We start from the raw sequence: 21236 nt of genomic DNA, 5'->3' as shown, positions 1-21236 counted from the left end.
CAAAGACTACAACCACACAAAACGTTAGATACCGCAAATTCTGCATAACAAAAGACCTCTTCGCTTCTCAAAAAGGCATTTCAACAGTATGATATGCCTAAGGAGAGATTTTTGAAAATACACAAGTTCCTTTGTTCAAGAATCGAGGAAACTCCGCAATTTGCGTGAACGGCTAGGATGTTTCAATTTACGAAGCGCCTTTGCCTCAATTTGACGAATACGCTCTCTTGTCACCGAAAATTGTTGACCAACTTCTTCCAACGTATGATCGGTATTCATCCCGATACCAAAACGCATCCGCAACACACGTTCTTCACGAGGTGTGAGAGAAGCAAGGACGCGCGTTGTCGTATCTCGCAAATTCGCCTGAATAGCCGCATCTATAGGCAATAATGCATTCCTATCCTCAATAAAATCACCCAAATGAGAATCATCTTCATCACCAACAGGGGTTTCAAGGGAAATAGGCTCTTTTGCAATTTTAAGAACTTTTCGCACCTTTTCTAATGGCATAGAAAGTTTGCTAGACAATTCTTCTGGTGTAGGTTCACGACCAATTTCATGCAAAATCTGGCGCGATGTACGTACAATTTTGTTAATGGTTTCAATCATATGAACAGGAATACGGATAGTGCGTGCCTGATCAGCAATTGAGCGGGTAATTGCTTGACGAATCCACCATGTTGCATAGGTTGAAAACTTATAGCCCCGCCGATATTCAAATTTATCTACGGCTTTCATCAAACCGATATTGCCTTCTTGGATAAGATCAAGAAACTGTAAACCACGATTAGTGTATTTTTTTGCAATCGAAATCACGAGGCGCAAATTAGCTTCCACCATTTCTTTTTTAGCAATGGTTGACTCGCGTTCACCTTTTTGTACCTGTGTAACAATCCGACGAAATTCGCTGATAGAAATGGCCGTCTCTTGGGCAAGATTCTGTATTTCGCTACGCAACCTTTGAATTTCTTTTGCTTCACGCATAGAAAACTCCTGCCATCCTATTCCTGGCAAAGTTGCAATATAATTGGTCCAATCTGCATCCAATTCACGGCCTTGGTATTCTTTTAAAAAGTCCTCATGACCAATGCCATAACTGTTAGCAATTCGTTTCAACTTCCCTTCATTATGAATCAATCTTTTATTGATATCATAAAGCTGCTCAACCAAAGATTCGATACGATTTTGATTCAAAGAGAGAGATTTCACTGCTTGGATCAACTCATTCTTTAATTGAATGTATTTTTTCTTCTGAGAAGGTGAAAGTGCACCTTCTTTACGCTCTGCTAAACTGCTCTCAACATGCTGATCTTGTAATTTTCGCAATTTAACATAGGTCTGAGCGATAAAATCCAATGTTTCCATGACTTGAGGACAAAGTTCATTCTCCATTGCAGCAAGCGACAAGTTAACATCGTCCTCGTCTTCCTCATCATCCTCAATGCCTCTATCTCCAACGATTCCCTCCATATTACGCGTACCAACAGATGTCTTCTCCTCTTTTATCTTATCAACTTCACTTCGTTCAACGAATGGGGCTTGCTTAGCTTCTGGTCCCGCATAAGTTGTTTCAAGATCAATAATTTCACGAAGAAGAATACGCTGCTCTTTCAATTCTTCACGCCAGATAATGAGGGCCTGAAAAGTCAAAGGACTCTCACAAAGTCCTGCAATCATTGTCTCACGTCCTGCTTCAATACGCTTAGCAATGGCAATTTCGCCTTCCCGCGAAAGCAGCTCAACAGCTCCCATTTCCCGCAGATACATACGTACCGGATCATCAGTACGATCTGTGACCTCACGCTTATTCGTTGTCGTTGCAATTGCGTGACTAGAGGCTTCTACTAAATCGCCTCCCTCCACCGTTACTTCATCATAATGTTCAGAATCGACTTCATCTTCATCGTCTACAACATTAATCCCCATCTCGGAGAACATCGCCAAGATATCTTCAATTTGTTCAGATGTAACCTCATCAGAAGGAAGAACTGCATTGAGTTCATCCATCGTCACATAACCATTTTTTTTGGCAAGTTTAACCATTTTCTTGATGGCATCATCAGAAAAATCAAGAAGAGGACTATCCAAACTTGCTTGGCTTGTTACTTCTACATTATCTTTCTGTTTAACCTTTGTTGCCATACCATAACTCCACTTGATCACTCCACAGCTTCCATGTGACCAACTTTTTGCGTTCTCATTTAAGCGTACGAACAGTTTCCTATAATATACCCCCTCTTAAAAAAGATTACCATTTGAAAGACTACATATCGTATACACCTTGTCATTCACACAAAAACGCGGGAAAACTCTAGAAGTTTCCCCGACACCTCTCAGCCTTTCTGAGATAATCTCTGTACCCTATAGTAAGAACCAATTTCCCGCTTTTCCTAAAATTCAGTCGTCATTCTTTATAAAAATATAAAAATGCCGCTTTATATAACTTCTTCATACTAAGCCTTAGGTGACTGATTCGCATTAAAAAAGCGAATCATTTTATTGTATCTTGCTTATTCCCGTCTATTTTTTCATCCAACCAACTTCCAAATCCTTCAATTAACGCTTCTGTCGCCTGCATTTGCTCTAACTCACTTTTTATTTCACGAAGCAAATCAAAAACCTCACTGTTAGGACTTTCTACCAGTTGCTCTTCAATATCTTGTAGTCTCTTATGTAGGTGGTATTCTTGAAGATGCAAGTAGACAGCCTGTTTTAATATAGCACGAGCGTCTTCAATGGGCGCCCCCATAAAGACCGTACGCATACCAATATTTTGCACAAGATGTTTCATACGTTCCAAGAGTGCTTTGTGTCCTCTTCCTTCTAAAAGTGCAACCATTGTCTCCTTATCATGAAGCTGTTGATTGCCGAGAATTTCTAACATAGACTGATGAAAACATACCAATTGCGTATTTTGTAATTCTAACTCAGCCAAAACTTCAAAATTTTCATACCACAACTCAGGATAGTAAGCTAACAGCAATAAAATAACAGCCTCACGCAGAGGAATAGATTGCGAAGAGTGACGCACGATGCCCGAATTTGCTAAAAAAGAAAAAGATTGATCTTTCAATACTCTATTTTGGGCAGACTGATGATACCGTCCTGTGGATTTTTTTTTCGAAAAAAAGGGACGAAAGAAATCAAAAAGCCGTTTTTTGATATCCTGTAAATAATAGCGACGTATATCTTCATCCTTAATGGTAAAAACTTGCTGTTTCAGTTGTTTTTCTAGCGCTGCTCGTGCTTCTGGAGTTTCAAAGTTTTTTCCGTAAGTAGAACGCCACCACAACAGCTCAATCAATGGAATTGCTTTTTGTAGAAAAGAAGAAAAAAGTTGTGCTGCACCAGCAGAAATAATTTCATCAGGATCTTTACCTTGTGGCAATAAAACAAAGCGTACCGACACCCCCGCCTTTAAAAGAGGCAACACGCGATCAGCAACACGAAAAGCCGCTTTTAAACCAGCATCATCGCCATCAAAACACAAAATGGGATCAGAATCCATTTGCCATAAAAGTCCAATTTGCGCTTCTGTTAATGCTGTCCCCAAAGGTGCTACGACTCCTTCAAAACCAGCTTTAGTCAGTGCAATAACATCCATATAACCTTCAACCACAAGAATGGAACGGACTTTTTCATCACCAACAAAACGGCTATTTTTACGAGCAGAGGCTGCATTGTAAAGCATATTTCCCTTATGAAACAGCACTGTTTCAGGACTATTGAGATATTTCGCCGGCGTATCTTTTTCTAATGCACGCCCTCCAAAGGCCACCACACGTCCGCGTAAATCTTCAATAGGAAACATAATACGATTTCTAAATCGATCATAAGAAGCCGTATTATCCTCAGCCAATTTGAGAAGCCCACACTCTTCCATTTGTTTAATAGAAATACCACGCGCGCTTAAAGCTTCTTTTAAAGCTGTACGCTTTATTGGAGCAAAACCAATTCGAAAACGCTCTACAAGCTTTGGCGTGACACCACGCGCATCAAGATAACGACGCGCCTGTACACCTTCTTTATCATGTAAGCTCTGTTGAAAAAAATCCGTAGCTATTCTCATAACATCATAAAGATCAGCTTTTTCCCTATGATTTTTGTGACTTTTTTGATCAAACACAGGGAGTTTTATTCCTGCAAAATCAGCCAAACGCTCTACACTTTCTGAAAAGTGCAATCCATCAAGTTCACAAAGAAAAGTAAAAATATCACCACTGACACCACAGCCAAAGCAATAATAGCGGCCTTTACGATCATCACAATGAAAACTGGGAGTCTTTTCACCATGAAATGGGCAACAACACCAAAAATCTCCTCGCGAAGGCTTGCTTTTTTGGGGATCAAACACCACCCTTTGTCCAATAACTGTTGAAATTGGTAATCTTGCTCGGAGCTCATCAAGGAAATCGGGCGAAAAGCGCATTATCTCTCACAGAGTTTGAAATTTCTTTTTTGCATATTTAACGACTTTAGAGCATAATTCCAAGACTTCCTCTTAAGCGGTTAAAAGATTAAGCTCCAACCACCTATTTTTCAGAAATGGAGAATGAAAAAGTGATCAAATTTCTTGTTCAATATCCACTGCTAGAATCTACTGCTTGGCTTATTATTCTTATCATCATTGCGCTTTTAGTCAATTTTTTAGCACGAAACCTCCTTTTTCACGGAGCAAAGCGGCTTTCTTCTTTTCTTCCCAAAAAGACAACCGTTGATATTGAAAACACCATTCATTACATAGCAAATATTGTTGCAGCTTTTACTCTCTCCATCGGTATTAACTTCATTCCAACCCTTCCCCCAACACTCAGCACTATTATAGGCAATGTTGCGAACGCCTTCATTATTTTTGTTGTTGTCTTGGCTATTTCTTCTTTTCTGAACGTTATTAACATTCTTTATGAACAACAACCAACAGCGCGGCTAAAACCAATAAAAGGTTATATTCAAATCGCTAAAATTGCGCTTTTTACTGTAGCTGCAATTTTGATGGTAGCCACATTAATTGACCGCTCCCCTCTTATTCTTTTATCCGGTCTTGGCGCAATGGCCGCTGTCCTCATGTTGATTTTCCAAGATACTTTGCTTTCTCTCATTGCAGGTATCCAAATTTCCTCCACCGATATGGTCCGCGTGGGTGATTGGATTGAAATCCCCAGCCTTGATGTCGATGGAGATGTCATGGAAATCGCACTTCACACTGTTAAAGTGCAAAATTTTGATAAAACGATCACCACCGTGCCTATTCGTAAACTGGTAACGGATCCTTTTAAGAATTGGCGTGGCATGGAAGAAGCCGGTGGACGGCGCATTAAACGATCCCTCTTCATTGATCAGTCAAGTATTCGTTTTCATACAGAAGAAGAACAAGAATATCTTGCTCGATTTAATTTGTTAGAAAATTATTTCACACAAAAAATACCGGAAATCACTGAATGGAACACGCAATTAGATAAAAATCATGATGTTTTAGCCAATACCCGCCGTTTAACCAATATTGGAACTTTCCGTGCTTACGTTGTTGCTTATCTTAAAAAACATCCTCATATTGAACAGAACATGACACTAATGGCACGGCAATTACCCCCTACACCAAATGGTTTACCCTTAGAAATCTATTGCTTTACCAACACAACGATTTGGCTCAAATACGAACAAATTCAAGCTGATATTTTTGATCACCTTTACTCCATTCTTCCCAGTTTTGGTCTAAAGATTTTTCAAAATCCAAGTGGCTATGATTTTCGTCATGTATTAGAAACAAAAAACACCTAAACCGATAAACATCATTCATTAATTTTTTAGATCAACCGTATTTATAACAACAGAGAAAGAAAAAGTATCATGAATAGCTCCTTGGTACTCCTTCATCTTGCAGGTTCTGTTTCTTTACTTCTTTGGGCTACACGCATGGTCCGCACAGGTATTGAACGAGCCTATGGAGACAAGCTCAAATATAAAATGCGCCATGTCATTTCCAAACCATTCTTTGCTATAAGTTTTGGACTTTTTTCTGCAATGCTTTTACAAAGTTCTACAGCAATAACGCTGCTTGTTGGTTCTTTTGTTGAATCTGGTTTTGTCTCTGGATTAGCAGGGCTTATGGCAGTACGTGGAGGAGAATTAGGCTCAGCATTCGTTGTCAAAATTCTCTCCTATGATCTCACAATCGTTGTCCCCTTATGTCTTTTAATTGGTACTTGTATCTTCATGACTACTGAAAAACGTCATTGGCGTCAAATAGGACGTATTGTTATCGGTATTGGTCTTTTAATTTTATCTTTACAAATGATAAGCACAGCCACAGAGCCCTTACGTGAGAGCGAAATTTTACCTAGCATCATTCGTTATCTCTCAACCGATCCCCTTTCTTCTTTCTTACTAGCAGCCATATTGACTTATCTTTTGCATTCATCCATTGCAGGAATTATTTTGCTCATCAATTTTGCTAACTATGATCTTATTCACGCTCAACTCTGTGTGATCATGGTCCTTGGTGTTAACTTTGGTTCTTCTCTTATAGCACCACTTTTAACACGTAGCGCCTCTCCTAACACCCGTCTCGTTCCCTTGGGAAATTTACTCATGCGTGGAGCGGGTTCAATCCTTGTTCTCATCTTATTTCTCTCTTTTCAACCACCCATCACATGGCTTGGTCACGATGCAGCTTCTCAAGTGATCAATGCCCATATCATCTTCAATATTTTCATTCTCTTTGCTGGAATACCCCTCTCGAAATGGGTTTTAAAACTAACCACAAAAATTGTCCATTTAAGTACGCAAAAAACGCAAACGGATAAAACATTTGATCTCTCTCATCAAACAGCTCTTGATGAGAGCGTTCTTGAACGTCCAACTTTAGCACTTTCAAATGTCATGCGTGAAGTCATCCATATTTGTGATCTCGTGGATATTATGTTAGAAAAAATCATGGGACTTTATGAAAAACCTGATCCCGACATCATCCGTGAACTCAACCAATTGAACATCATATTGGACAAAAAACATATTGCAATCAAACTTTATCTTGCACGATTAGCTGGACAAAAATTGTCTGATGAAGAAGCCCTTCAAACACAAGAACTTCTAGGTGCTTGTATAAAATTGGATCAAGCTGGAGATATTATTATTCATAATATGCTTATGCTCGTTAAAAAGAAACAACAAAAAGGTCTCCAATTCAGTAGCGAAGGATGGAATGACCTTCTTCGTTTCCATGCCATTGTTCTCGCCAATGCGCATATTGCATTTAATGTTCTTGTCTCGCGTGACACCCACACCGCACATTTGCTGGTACAGAAAAAAGACCAACTGCGAGATTTAGAAAAAGAGATGAGTTTAAAGCATTTTAAACGCCTTCGTGAAGGGGATCTTAAAAATGTAGAATCATCCAGTCTTCATCTTGACACGGTACGTGATCTCAAACAAATCAACTCCCTTTTGACCTCAATGATCTACCCAATTTTAGAAGCAAAAGGGCTTCTTCAAAGTTCTCGCCTGCGTAATCCTACTGACCAACAAACAAGAAAACCTTCATTTTAAAAATCTTTGAACGATACATGGACCACAGCATCATGAATTGTGAACATTCAAATGTCTGAAACCAAATCAAAGGCTTTTGTAAAAAGTACGGCCCTTCATTGTATGATCATCAAAAAAAGCCTACCATCAGAAATGCAAATATCTCTAAAATTGCAATGGTAATATCAATATTCTAAGAATTTCAACCTATACAAGATTTTGTAAGAATAAAATAAAAATATCTTTAATTATTCAAATGTTACTGCTATTATAAAAGTAAGTTTTCTGAATATCTATTTTATTTGTCCCTTAAGTTAGGTTATTCTTATTTTTTCAAAACTTGTAACAAAATTTGTAATAAATATCCTCATAAATATACAATTTATTATGATAACAATACTTTCGTAGATATTATTGTACGTAAAATAATTGCTCATATTAGCACTTTTTAGTATTATAAGAGAGATGGTCTCTATTTATTATATTATAGCTATAATCTTTGTATGCATAAGATATTCAGGTAAATTGAAAGAGAGCAAAGGAAAAGTGTAACAAAATTTCCCGCAAAATATCCTTTCATCGAGCAAAAAGGGAGCCTTGACCTTTGCAAAGCTTACTCTAGCTAAAACTAACAGTCTAGACTTAGACAAAGGAGGGTATAATGGAAGACGCAAATATCGGCTGGATTGCAGCTATTATCATCGGGGGACTTGCAGGATTAGCTGCACAGTATCTTATGAAAAGCCAAACAGGAGTGTTGCTAAATATTATTTTAGGAGTTATTGGAGCCGCATTAGCGAGTTTTCTTTTTGGTCTTTTAGGAGTAAGCTTTGCTGGTTGGTTTGGCTATCTTATTTCAGGTTTTATAGGAGCCTGTATTTTGATATGGATAGGACGTAAAATCCGATCATAGAGCGTTTGTTTAGCACCTTTTTGTGCTGAGGAAAACAGTTAAAATGTTTCCGCAATAATTTAAAAAGTTGCCCCGAAAAGAAATGATGGTGAGATGCTTAAGCCGCAATCCTTTTGCATCACCATCATGATATTATTAAAGGACAACACAGTTTTACAACACACCATCTCTAACCAATATACGACAACCCATTTATAGCATGAGCCACAATGACATTTATACAATGCTGGATTTTACTATAATGCTGGCATAATTGCATTTACAATGCACACATCATTGTTGTTAATATTTCTTGTTTTAATATCTGATTGCTTCAACACCTTACGAACGCTTTAAATTTTTCTCAGTCAATAGACCCCCCACCATTAAAGCTTTCTTATCTTACTGTAAGGCGAAACAAATACTCCATATTATTATAAAATAATATTATGATGCTTTAAAATTCTATCACATAACATTTAACTTCTCTACATTCTACTAACGCAATTACCTTACCAAAAGACTGAAATAACCCTTTTGAATTATTATAAATAATAAAGAGAATTTTCCCCCTCTCAATGAAAAGAAAAGAGAGTAAAAGATGATATCTTTCTCCTTTTTCTTTCATTGTGTTTTACGTTCTACTCATAAAAGATATTAAACTTCCATCTCCAACATCCTTCCATAAATTACCTTTATCCCTTGCTGAAATTTTTCTTCTCTCTTCTTGTTTAAAATCTTGCTGCCTCAACATTTCCGCACTAGAATGAGAAATATCTATTTATATCACCCTAGCATAATAACATACGAAATACAATTTTAGATGTGGAGTGAAGTAATGTCTGATCTTAGAGATTCCATCATACCGCCTCTAGAATGGCTTTCTGATCAAGTCTCTTTTGTGCCAGAAAACATCCGTGATTGGCTCATGGAATCGGGCTCCATGACGCTTCGATTAAAAAAACACTGTGCCAACATACGTATTGAACCACAGCGTGAATGTTTTATCACGCGGGATCAATTGCAAGACGAAGCAGAGCATTTACCTCAGAGTGCACGTTACTGGCTACGTGAAATCATACTGATGGGAGATAATCAACCTTGGCTTCTTGGACGCACGGTCATCCCCCAAGAAACCCTCCTCGAACAAAATCAAGAACTGATGCATTTGGGCACAACGCCATTAGGGCATTATTTATTTAACAGTGGCAAATTGAGCCGCGACTACATTCACATCGGCCAACAAGGAACACTCTGGGCACGCCGCTCCCGTTTGCGATTAACAAGCAAACCATTATTACTCACCGAACTGTTTTTAACGGCTTCGCCATTGTACACAACAAATCCCGCCTAAATATAAATGAAGAATATTCCCCTCCTTTACCATACTCAACTTATTGATTTTATAAGCCTTGTTGAAAAAAGGAAGTGCGTTGTTTAACTTTTTTGAACACTATACTACCAATAATGTCTTCACTTTTGCCATGCTTTTTGAACCAGCTCCACACCCAAATAGTGCTCGTTAAAAAATAAATGTTTTCAAAAATTTCCTACCTCAGCATACTCACCAAAACATCAACAAATTTACCCTTAATCAGCTATGAATAGAGCCTTTGCATTTCAATAACAGGTGAAAGAATCTTTTCCTTTGCAAATGCCCTAGCTCTTAACGAAAAACGTTTCAAAGCATTCAAAAAGGCAACAACACATCTCCTCCCAAAAACTAAATACATATACGGAAGATTTGGTCTAAAAGCTTTATTTGCTCTAAAAACTTTTGTAGAAAAATGAAAATACAGCCTTGTGAAAATATAAACACTATGAAGAAAAGCAGAATCTACATAGAAAAAGGCACTTTTGCTATCAGTAGAAAAAACACAAACTTACTTATTTTAAAATAGTTTTTCGTGATAACTTTTATGACACAAGTATTGCGTATCAAAACATTCTTTACGCTTTTTCTTTACTGAAAAGATTGCTCGTAATAAACAACTCTCACCAATATCCTTTATAAATTGATAAGATTTATCTTCATTTTTTACAACACTTTATATAAAATTTAAAAAAAATCATTTGCCCCTCATAACATTTTTAGAATCATGCCATAATTCTACTGATAACTCAGAGTCTTTCGGCCATTACTTATAACAAAGCTCTATACCTCACTTATGGAATTTCCTTTCTTCAAACTCATAAGAAAGAACGTGCATACAACTTCCATTTGCACGTATTTTCCTCTTCCAATTTGAAGCATAAGATTTCTTTATCACGATAACGAACATCATAATTTTTCACCACAGCAGACATGAAACAAGGGTCGTAAAATACACATCATCAAAGAGCTCCAAAATATTTTGAGGTTATACAATCTTGTTACCCAACAGAAATTTATCATCCAGTGTGGTTCATACTAAACAGCATCCCTTCGCCAATTTTATATGTCTTAACAATGCACAAAAAATAATGAACATCCAAACCTTGGAAAATCCAAAACAGGACTTTACCTCTTCATAGAAGACACTTATACTTGTTGTTCTTAGATGAACCCTTATAAAGACAATATACACAACAGTTGTTATGGTTGTGCCTTTTATGTAACGTTGATCATTATACCTTTCAAAGAATAAATTGTGGACGCATACTATGACACAAACCATCACATCTCTTGATCCTTGGAGTATAAACAAACCTACAGCCCTCTTAATCTTAGCCGATGGAACAGTTATTGAAGGGAAAGGAGCAGGTGCTACGGGTATTGCTGAGGGTGAAGTGTGTTTTAACACTGCCATAACAGGCTATGAGGAAATCCTTACAGATCCATCCTATACGCAACAAATCATTAATTTCACCTTCCCTCATATAGGAAATGTAGGGACAAATAGTGAAGATATTGAAGATCTCACTCCTCCCAACTGTCATGGTGCAATTGGCGCTATTTTTAAGGCAGATATTACCCATCCCTCTAACTACCGTGCCAATGAAAACTTTAATCAATGGCTCAAAGCACGTAAAATTATTGCACTTTGTGGTATTGATACACGCGCACTAACCATTCTTATCCGTGAAAGAGGTGCGCAGAATGCTGTCATAGCACATAATCCTGAAGGGAGTTTCGATATTCCTTCTTTACACAAGCGGGCGCAGAAATGGTCCGGTCTTGTCAATCTCGATCTTACAAAAGGAGTGACATCTCTATCATCAAGACAATGGGATGAAAAGCCATGGGAATGGAATAAAGGATATAGTACAAATACTGAGCACAATCTTCACATTATTGCCATTGATTATGGCATTAAGCGTAATATTCTTCGCCTTATGGCGACACAAAATGCACGCGTTACCGTTGTACCCGCCCACACAAGTGCAGAAGAAATTCTAGCAATGAAACCTGATGGTATCTTTCTTTCCAATGGACCAGGTGACCCAGCTGCTACAGCGCAATACGCCATTCCAACAATTAAAACATTGATTGATCACAATCTACCGCTTTTCGGTATATGTCTTGGACATCAGCTTCTTGCTCTCACAGTTGGCGCAAAAACTGTAAAAATGCACCAAGGACACCATGGTGCTAATCACCCTGTTAAAGATCTTAACACTGGAAAAGTCGAAATTGTCTCAATGAACCATGGTTTTGCTGTAGACGCGACATCTTTACCACAACATGTTCAAGAAACACATATTTCCCTTTTTGATGGTTCAAACTGTGGTATACGGATCATTGGAAAGCCAGTTTTTTCTGTTCAATACCATCCTGAAGCTTCTCCTGGTCCTCAAGACAGTCACTATCTCTTTCAACACTTCTGTGATCTTATTATGGACTATAAAAAAATAGCTTAATGAAAATGCTTAATCCGTTGAGACTCTCTTCTTTAAATAAAATCCTCTCTCTAGCCACAAACAGGCCTCTTTTTAGTGCAATAAATAGCCAATTTAAGCTGCCTCAAATCACTTTGATAAAAAGCAAAAAAGTGTAAAATCCATTGAAGACAGTATGATCTATCTTTTACATTACCTTAGAAAATGTTTTTACCAACGAGAATTCTAACAAATGAGTGTATCCACAAAGCAAAAAATTATCGTTGTAAAAACAAGCGCACAAAATTCCTCAAAAAAGAAACATATAAAAATGATGTATAGAATACGAAAAATATTCCCATTAGTTTTAATCTTAGTTTTTGCTACAGGATATGGTGTTTGTGCTTCTCATACGAAGAAAAATATTGCAAAAAATAATATGGAGACACAACAAACAACCAGAGTAAAGCTAGACTCGTATACTTTAAAGAAACTAAATGATCTTCTCAAAAAACGCTCACAAGCAAACCACCATAAAACAGGTGAAATGATTGGCTTACTTTCTGAAGCTTTTTTAGGTACACCATACCAAGCAAACATGTTACATGGTTCAAAAAATACACAGGAAAAACTGATTATTGACTTTAGAGGTTTAGATTGCTTCACTTATTTAGACTATGTTGAAGCGTTACAGAAATCAACATCACAAACAGAATTCATTAAGAATGTCATACGAACACGTTATGTTAATGGTAATGTTAGTTTTTTAAATCGGAAACATTTTTTTACTGACTGGGCTTATAGAGAATACAAACTTGCCACTGACATCACCACCCAAATAAGCCCTCATGCAGTAAACACTGAAAAATATCTCAATAAAAAAGCTGATGGTGGAAACTACCTTCTCGGACTACCCGTTGTTAAACGTAATATAACCTATATCCCAAGTAACTTTATTGATGAAGAGATGATAAGCCGTTTACAAACTGGTGATTTCATTGGTATTTATACCAAACTTGCTGGATTAGATGTAACCCATGTGGGCTTCTTTATCATGACAAAACATGGACCTGTGTTCCGGAATGCTTCCTCACGAAAAGAGAATAAAAAGGTCGTCGACTCTCCTTTTATGGATTACGTCACAAAAACACCAGGAATTATTGTTTTAAGAGCTCTCCAATAATCCGTAAAAAGCCCCCATATTGTCAAGAACTGTCGGAAATTATTAAGAAGTATTATCAAATACATGTAATTTATACAGAAACAACATCTTTTTAATAACAGAACAAATTATTTTAAAGTTATTTTTACATTAATAAAAGAGTTATACTTTATAAAAAATTTATTATATTATCTATTTACAGACATAAATTTTAAAATTATACATATAGTTTTATTACAATTATAAATAATAACTCATTAAAGATAAGTTTTTGTACTAAAAATAATAAATTAAGTAATATTTAGTTATTTTCTAAAAGATAAAATTTTTATAAAAATAAATTCTATTATTGTAAATAATAATAAATTCTATTTCATTACAAATTTAGCTTCAATATTTTCTATATATTATTATTTTGAGTAAAAATCATGCTTTTATATGCATATAAAGTTTCTCCCCCGTAAAGAAGACATTGATATCGAACTCTATAAAAAAAAACATGGAAAAGGCATTTTAGTGCTTACTTTCTTTGCCACTTCACCTATAAAACTATTTTAGCCTTAACATTTAACTGTCTGCCGCAATCACATACGGATGTTTGTCATAGGGAGAAACCATGCCAAAACGCACAGATATAAAATCTATTCTTATCATTGGAGCAGGACCTATTGTTATTGGGCAGGCATGTGAATTTGACTATTCAGGTACACAAGCTTGTAAGGCATTAAAAGAAGAAGGTTACCGAATTATTTTGGTTAACTCTAATCCTGCCACCATTATGACAGATCCAGATTTAGCTGATGCAACTTATATTGAGCCCATTACTCCTGAAATTGTTGCACAAATTATTGCTCTTGAACGTCCCGATGCCCTTTTGCCAACTATGGGAGGGCAAACGGCTCTCAATACTGCATTATCATTAAAGCGTATGGGTGTCCTAGACCGCTATCATGTTGAAATGATCGGTGCAAACGCCGATGCGATTGATAAAGCGGAAGATCGTGCTTTATTCCGCCAAGCGATGGAAAAAATTGGTTTAGAAACGCCACGTTCTATGTTAGCCAATGCAACAGAACTTAAAGAAGAAAATCGCCAACTGCACGCAAAAGCGCGCGATGAACTTAAAGCAAAATTGTCTGGTGATGCGCTTGACCAAGCACTGGAAGAACTTGAGCGTGATTGGCGACAAACAGAGGCTGATCGTAAACAACACTATATCGCCCATGCAACAGCAAAGGCAGTTCAAGCTCTTGATATTGTTGGTCTTCCAGCGATTATTCGTCCCTCCTTCACCCTTGGCGGTACCGGCGGTGGTATTGCTTACAATCGCTCTGAATTTTATGAAATCATTGAACGTGGACTTGAAGCTTCGCCCACAACAGAAGTCTTAATTGAAGAAAGTGTTTTAGGATGGAAAGAATATGAGATGGAAGTCGTTCGCGATAAGAACGACAACTGTATTATTGTTTGTTCCATTGAAAACATCGATCCCATGGGAGTTCATACCGGTGATTCGATTACTGTAGCCCCTGCCCTCACCTTAACGGATAAAGAATATCAAACTATGCGCAATGCTTCAATTGCCGTTCTACGTGAAATTGGTGTTGAAACGGGTGGGTCCAATGTACAGTTTGCTGTTAATCCTGAAAATGGCCGCCTTATTGTTATTGAAATGAACCCTCGTGTTTCCCGCTCTTCAGCGCTTGCTTCAAAAGCAACAGGTTTTCCCATTGCCAAGGTAGCGGCGAAACTCGCCGTTGGCTACACACTTGATGAATTAAAAAATGATATTACGGGTGGAGCAACACCAGCATCCTTTGAACCTTCTATTGACTATATTGTTACGAAGATTCCTCGTTTTGCCTTCGAAAAATTTCCTGGTTCATCACCTGTCTTAACAACTGCGATGAAGTCTGTAGGAGAAGTGATGGCAATTGGACGCACTTTTCAGGAATCTCTGCAAAAAGCGCTCCGTGGGCTTGAGACGGGTCTTACCGGTCTTGATGAAATTGCCATCCCAGAGCACGCTGAAGGTGATGAAAAAAGTTCCATACGCTCTGCTATTGCAATACCCAGTCCTGATCGTTTGCGCTACATTGCCCAAGCAATGCGCGCGGGCTTACCCTTAAATGAAATTCATCAAATCAGCAAAGTTGATCCATGGTTTTTAAGGCAAATAGCTTCCATTATTGAAATGGAACAGCGCATCCGCACCTATGGACTGCCTCAAGACGCAGATAATCTACGCATGTTAAAAGCCATGGGCTTTTCGGATGCGCGTTTAGCCACCCTTACAGGACAAGCAGCCGATGATATTGCCGCTTTGCGCCAATCCCTCAATGTTAAGCATGTTTTCAAACGGATTGATACGTGTGCAGCTGAATTTTCTTCCCCCACAGCCTATATGTATTCAACATATGAATCTCCCTTTGCAGGTGTAGAGCACTCAGAAGCACAGGTTTCTGAACGCAAAAAAATTGCCATTTTAGGTGGTGGACCAAACCGTATCGGACAAGGCATTGAATTTGATTATTGTTGCTGTCATGCTGCGTTTGCGCTCCGTGAGGCAGGCTTTGAAGCGATTATGATTAATTGCAATCCTGAAACCGTCTCGACAGACTACGACACCTCCGATCGTCTTTATTTTGAATCTTTAACAACGGAAGATGTTATCGCTATTTTAGAAACAGAACAAAAAAAAGGTGAATTGGTGGGAGTTATCGTTCAATTTGGAGGACAAACGCCTCTGAAATTAGCAAGCGCTCTAGAAAAATATAATATCCCCATCTTAGGGACTTCCCCTGACGCCATTGATTTAGCTGAAGATAGAGATCGCTTCCAAAAATTATTATTCAAGCTTCACTTAACACAGCCTAAAAACGGTATAGCGCATTCAATCGAACAAGCATACCTCATCGCCCATGAACTAGACTTTCCATTAGTTGTACGTCCTTCTTATGTTTTAGGAGGGCGTGCTATGCAAATAATCCGTGATGAGCGTAGTTTGCAAAAATATTTGCTTGAAAATGTAACTGAATTGATTCCAGAGGATATCAAAGCCCGTTATGCCAACGATAAAACGGAACAGATCAATACTTTACTTGATAAGAATCCACTTTTATTTGATACTTATCTAACTGACGCCATTGAAGTTGATGTCGATTGCCTATCCGATGGGAAAGAAACACTGGTTGTTGGCATTATGGAACATATTGAAGAAGCCGGTATCCATTCTGGTGATTCGGCGTGTTCTCTACCGGTACATACGCTTCCCAATAAAATTGTCGTTGAATTGGAGCGTCAAACCAAAGCATTAGCACAAGCACTTCATGTTCGTGGCTTAATGAATGTACAATATGCCATTAAAAATGGCATAATTTACGTCTTAGAAGTTAATCCCCGTGCCTCACGTACTGTTCCATTCGTCGCAAAGACAATTGGTCGCCCTATTGCTAAAATAGCAGCGCGTATTATGGCAGGAGAAACACTTCAAAAAGCTCTTCAAGCGTATGGTAGCTTACCTTCTCCTCAAAAAAAGCCACATATTGCTGTCAAAGAAGCTGTTTTTCCTTTTGCACGTTTTTCAGGTGTTGATACGCTTCTTGGGCCAGAAATGCGTTCAACTGGTGAGGTTATGGGACTTGATTATGAATTTGCCCTTGCTTTTGCTAAAGCCCAACTTGGAGCCGGTGTTGAACTCCCAAAGGAGGGAACTTTGTTCGTTTCCGTAAGAGATGAAGATAAAGAACACATCGTAAAGCCCGTAAAACTTTTAACGCAACTTGGCTTTTCTGTTTTAGCAACAAGTGGAACACAAAAATTCCTGACCGAACATCATGTTGAAGCAGAAAAAATTAACAAAGTCCTAGAAGGACATCCTCATATTGAGGATGCCATTCGCAATCGACAAATTCAATTAATTTTCAATACAACCAGCACACCCAGTGCCATCTCAGACTCCAAATCATTACGCCATGCCGCACTCATGCAAAAAGTCCCCTATTATACAACAATAGCTGGAGCACAAGCTGCAGTAGAGGCTATCAAAGCACTTAAAAACAGCAGCCTTGAAGTGCGCTCACTGCAAAGTTATTTCTCTTGATTTTTTTTACTATGGGAGAACATAAGCAATGCATTGATTGATAATGATCATTCATTATTTTCAACTTGAATGAGAGACCTGATACCATCGAATGGTTCCATTTTAAATCTGTATATGTTGAATAAATGAACATCACTTGTATGCACATCACAAGACGCATGAGCGTATAAACCAAAACGTTTAAAGAGAAAGATAAAAATACCTCGCATAAATCACCTCAACTGCCGAAGATGTCCTGTAACATTGGCAGCTGATAAAGAATATGGTGGCGTCGTTTTGCCCCTTCATAAAGGTAAAGATGGTGATATGATTTTACCATCATCCCCTTCGCAGCGACCATCATAAAATGAGCTTAGATAGCTTAAGAACCCTTTAAACAAACATGTGAACAGTCCTTTTATATTTTCTTGCAGCCTTTATTTGTATAAAAGACCGATTAACGCTTGCTTTTTATCCTAAAGACTTTTATATTGAGCTTCATCGAACTTTCGGTTATGTGACTTTCTTTCCTGTGCATTCTGCACTTTCGGCGAAACTTCTCCCACCTAATTTCGATCTAAAACCGTATTGAAGCACTTTGTGACTTCAATACATAATACAATTATATATTCTAAGGAGTTTCCTATGTCTACAGGAACAGTTAAGTGGTTTAATACAACAAAAGGCTTTGGTTTCATTCAGCCGAGTGATGGAAGTGCAGATGTCTTTGTACATATTTCCGCTGTTGAACGTTCTGGTTTAAACAATCTTAATGAAGGACAAAAAGTTTCTTATGATGTTCTTCAAGATCGTCGTTCTGGGAAATTTGCCGCTGGCAACCTTGCAGCGCTTTAATTTTTAAATTCTGCTACATAGCAATACAAAATCCTCGCCCTTTAAGGGCGAGTTTTTTATTTTTTGCAAAAGCACAATCGATTTTTATAAAAAGTACTGGCTTTTGACGTTGCATAATAATCTAAGCTAGTCTTGTTCTTCCCTTTAAATCTTTCAGAATCATCACGAACGACTTTTTTACAAAATCTTTACAGACATCACAGTTTTTGTACTTAAAATGAAATTTCTCAAACTCTAGCTGAATTCTTAAACCAAAAGAAAATAAAAAGATGATACAAAAATCCCGTAAAAGAAGCAGTTTTTGAATCACAAAAAAAGACATCTGAATGATTGATTTTATTTAAAAAGCGTTCAACAGAATATCCATTCTATATGATAACCTATTGATTTATAATCATAACTATATCTTTGCAGAATGAATAAAAACTCTAAAGATCATAAAATTTGCTTGATTAAAACGCACTTATCTTGAAACAATCAAAGCCATTTCCTTGCCATCACCAGAAGAGTTGGCGTATGAATAAAATGAGGAAAAAAGCAGAAAAAATTCTCCTGATGAACGCTCTCAAAGACAAAGATTGTTGACAACATGGAAACCATGCAAAATCCCCTTTATTCTTGTAAAAATCTTCATCATCGCTCTACGAAATTTTGTAATTTAAACAAGAAAGAAGGGCTGAGATGAGCACAGATAAAAAGCATCACCCATAAACAATTTACACTAATAGCTCTTGGTAAATTCTTCTAAAACCTTGATGCTAGCTGCTTTGTCTGATATCAAAATACATAATATTTCCGGATAATAAGCCTACGGAAAGAAGAAAATCTCACGATTAACTTCTCATTTTTAAAATAAATACCTTCCATAAAACGATGCAAAAGATTTCTACCTGTACACCAAACAGAAAAGTTTTCACAATAAATCATATATCTCTTGCCAATTTCTACTCTTCATATAAGTTTTTCTCTGATAATATTCATTTTCTATAAAGATAATATTATTATTTATCCGTCTTTGTCTCAAATTTTACTTAAGCTATACAAAGCCTCACAACTTTCCTGCAATTTTTTATTGCATAGCAAGCAATCTCTTATAGAATGCTTTCAAATGAACAATCATTTGCTGATATCATATAAGGATTAGAATTATGGCTTTCATTGCCGATCGGCTCTCCCGTATCAAACCTTCTGCAACAATTGCTGTTTCTCAAAAAGCACGTAATTTGAAAGCATTAGGGCGTGATGTTATTGCATTAAGTGCTGGAGAACCAGATTTTGATACACCCGATAATATCAAAAATGCTGCTATTGAAGCTATTCGACGTGGGGAAACAAAATATACCCCCATAGCCGGTATTCCAGAATTGCGCCAAGCAATTGCAGCAAAATTTAAAAGAGAAAACAATCTCATTTACCAACCAGAGCAAATTATTGTTGCTACCGGTGGCAAACAAATCCTTTTTAATGCCTTGATGGCAACTTTAAATAAAGGCGATGAAGTCATCATCCCATCCCCTTATTGGGTCAGTTACCCAGAAATGGTTACTCTCAACAATGGTAAAGCTGTTTTTATAGAAACAAAAGCCGAATTTTCTTATAAACTTCAACCGCAAGAGCTAGAAGCAGCCATTACCCCAAAAACGAAGTGGTTCATCTTTAACTCACCTTCAAATCCATCCGGTGCCGCCTATACGCATGATGAATTAAAAAAGCTAACGGATGTTCTCGTAAAATACCCACATGTTTATATCCTCAGCGATGATATTTATGAACATCTCACATATGAAGGTTTTGTTTTTGTCACACCAGCAGAGGTAGAACCAAAACTTTATGAGCGTACACTCACAATGAACGGTGTTTCTAAAGCCTATGCCATGACGGGTTGGCGGATTGGTTATGCAGGCGGACCTCAAGAATTAATTAAAGCCATGGATACCATTCAAGGTCAACAAACATCTGGTACCAGTGCTATTTCTCAATGGGCAGCCGTTGAAGCACTCAATGGTCCGCAAGATTTTATCACTCAAAATAAAAGCATTTTCCAAACACGTCGTGATCTTGTCGTTTCCATGTTAAACCAAACTCCCGGTATTAACTGTCCAACACCAGAAGGAGCCTTTTATGTTTATCCTTCCTGTGCAGAGCTTATCGGAAAAAAAACATCTGAAGGTAAAGTTATCACGAATGATGAAGATTTCGTCATAGCACTTTTGGAGGCAGAATCAATCGCTGTAGTCCATGGTTCTGCTTTTGGACTTGGACCTGCTTTTCGTATTTCTTATGCAACATCAGAAGAATTACTTGCAGAAGCTTGCTCACGTATTCAACGCTTTTGTAATAGTTTGCTTTAAAATACGCAGCTTGTCTATCGTTACAATTTTCTGACCCTCTCACCTCTCTGAAAGATTTTTGGCTTTTAGACGTATAGTGAAAACAAATAGTTTCTACAGAAAATATCTATGGAGAAAACCGCACAGTAACCTATGCCAAGAATAGAACAAAAAGGAACAGCCTCTTCATACGTAAAAGATAGAAAGACACATCATTAAAAAATGATATTCTTATCAAGTATATATCTATCTTTTTTCACCCTCATGAAAACTTATACTGTTGGTTATTTTAACTATAAGCAAGAAATAACTCTTATTCGATTCTACAGTTATTTTCAATAACTACCATAATGCTTTTACATGCTTGTAAAGTATACATCTTCAACGAAAATCATAACATTAAACAAAATTGCGCACTTACAAATACCACGCCGTTCAAGCCAACCTTTTCTCTTTAGAAAGGACCATAATAATCCCAATATTTCTTCATCATACAATGTGCTAAACTTTTTGAGCTTTTTATCATCTTTGAAGACATCTACGTTGTGAGATATAGAAGCAAAAAACTAAAAAAAAGGCCGGACAAACGTC

General features: G+C 37.4%; 11 protein-coding genes. 9 read left to right on the top strand and 2 right to left on the bottom strand.

The features are described from left to right. Nucleotides 1-135 precede the first annotated feature (135 nt). Nucleotides 136-2145 (bottom strand): RNA polymerase sigma factor RpoD, encoded by a 2010-nt coding sequence (rpoD, locus tag PVV64_RS01570; protein WP_273759441.1) that lies wholly within the window; start codon nucleotides 2143-2145, stop codon nucleotides 136-138. A gap of 349 nt (nucleotides 2146-2494) precedes the next feature. Further along, complete coding sequence (gene dnaG / locus PVV64_RS01565; RefSeq protein WP_273759334.1) at nucleotides 2495-4432, bottom strand: DNA primase; 1938 nt, start codon at nucleotides 4430-4432, stop codon at nucleotides 2495-2497. Between the two features lie 131 nt (nucleotides 4433-4563). Between dnaG and PVV64_RS01560 the strand changes: the two genes are divergently transcribed. From PVV64_RS01560 to PVV64_RS01520, 9 genes are all read left to right on the top strand, one after another. Further along, entirely contained in the window at nucleotides 4564-5781 is a 1218-nt protein-coding gene (locus tag PVV64_RS01560) for a mechanosensitive ion channel family protein (RefSeq protein ID WP_273759333.1), read from the top strand. Nucleotides 5782-5850: 69 nt separating this feature from the next. After that, nucleotides 5851-7548 (top strand): Na/Pi cotransporter family protein, encoded by a 1698-nt coding sequence (locus PVV64_RS01555; RefSeq protein WP_273759332.1) that lies wholly within the window; start codon nucleotides 5851-5853, stop codon nucleotides 7546-7548. 640 nt (nucleotides 7549-8188) lie between these two features. Then, a complete protein-coding gene (locus tag PVV64_RS01550) occupies nucleotides 8189-8440 on the top strand; it encodes a GlsB/YeaQ/YmgE family stress response membrane protein (RefSeq protein ID WP_273759331.1) in 252 nt (83 codons plus the stop codon). A gap of 817 nt (nucleotides 8441-9257) precedes the next feature. Then, nucleotides 9258-9773, top strand: coding sequence for a chorismate lyase (gene ubiC / locus PVV64_RS01545; protein WP_273759329.1), 516 nt, complete (start codon nucleotides 9258-9260; stop codon nucleotides 9771-9773). 1289 nt (nucleotides 9774-11062) lie between these two features. Further along, a complete protein-coding gene (carA, locus tag PVV64_RS01540) occupies nucleotides 11063-12259 on the top strand; it encodes a glutamine-hydrolyzing carbamoyl-phosphate synthase small subunit (RefSeq protein WP_273759328.1) in 1197 nt (398 codons plus the stop codon). Between the two features lie 289 nt (nucleotides 12260-12548). Beyond that, a complete protein-coding gene (locus PVV64_RS01535; protein ID WP_273759327.1) occupies nucleotides 12549-13400 on the top strand; it encodes a DUF1460 domain-containing protein in 852 nt (283 codons plus the stop codon). A 595-nt stretch (nucleotides 13401-13995) separates the two neighbouring features. Further along, nucleotides 13996-17481 carry a carbamoyl-phosphate synthase large subunit gene (gene carB, locus PVV64_RS01530; RefSeq protein ID WP_273759326.1) on the top strand — a complete coding sequence of 1162 codons (3486 nt, stop codon included), beginning with the start codon at nucleotides 13996-13998 and terminating at the stop codon, nucleotides 17479-17481. Between the two features lie 624 nt (nucleotides 17482-18105). Next, entirely contained in the window at nucleotides 18106-18315 is a 210-nt protein-coding gene (locus PVV64_RS01525; RefSeq protein WP_005864850.1) for a cold-shock protein, read from the top strand. Nucleotides 18316-19463: 1148 nt separating this feature from the next. Then, nucleotides 19464-20666 (top strand): pyridoxal phosphate-dependent aminotransferase, encoded by a 1203-nt coding sequence (locus PVV64_RS01520; RefSeq protein ID WP_273759325.1) that lies wholly within the window; start codon nucleotides 19464-19466, stop codon nucleotides 20664-20666. Nucleotides 20667-21236: the final 570 nt, after the last annotated feature.

Source organism: Bartonella sp. ML70XJBT.G, assembly GCF_028618575.1.
Lineage (GTDB): Bacteria > Pseudomonadota > Alphaproteobacteria > Rhizobiales > Rhizobiaceae > Bartonella.
The sequence above is the reverse complement of the archived record's forward strand: the minus strand, read 5'-3'. Positions and strand labels throughout refer to the sequence as shown.

Excerpts from the sequence above, each read along its gene's own strand:
- dnaG (WP_273759334.1), bottom strand. The coding sequence starts at position 4,432 with ATGCGCTTTTCGCCCGATTTCCTTGATGAGCTCCGAGCAAGATTACCA.
- PVV64_RS01550 (WP_273759331.1), top strand. The coding sequence starts at position 8,189 with ATGGAAGACGCAAATATCGGCTGGATTGCAGCTATTATCATCGGGGGA.
- ubiC (WP_273759329.1), top strand. The coding sequence starts at position 9,258 with ATGTCTGATCTTAGAGATTCCATCATACCGCCTCTAGAATGGCTTTCT.
- PVV64_RS01525 (WP_005864850.1), top strand. The coding sequence starts at position 18,106 with ATGTCTACAGGAACAGTTAAGTGGTTTAATACAACAAAAGGCTTTGGT.
- rpoD (WP_273759441.1), bottom strand. The coding sequence starts at position 2,145 with ATGGCAACAAAGGTTAAACAGAAAGATAATGTAGAAGTAACAAGCCAA.
- PVV64_RS01555 (WP_273759332.1), top strand. The coding sequence starts at position 5,851 with ATGAATAGCTCCTTGGTACTCCTTCATCTTGCAGGTTCTGTTTCTTTA.
- carB (WP_273759326.1), top strand. The coding sequence starts at position 13,996 with ATGCCAAAACGCACAGATATAAAATCTATTCTTATCATTGGAGCAGGA.
- PVV64_RS01535 (WP_273759327.1), top strand. The coding sequence starts at position 12,549 with ATGATGTATAGAATACGAAAAATATTCCCATTAGTTTTAATCTTAGTT.
- PVV64_RS01520 (WP_273759325.1), top strand. The coding sequence starts at position 19,464 with ATGGCTTTCATTGCCGATCGGCTCTCCCGTATCAAACCTTCTGCAACA.
- carA (WP_273759328.1), top strand. The coding sequence starts at position 11,063 with ATGACACAAACCATCACATCTCTTGATCCTTGGAGTATAAACAAACCT.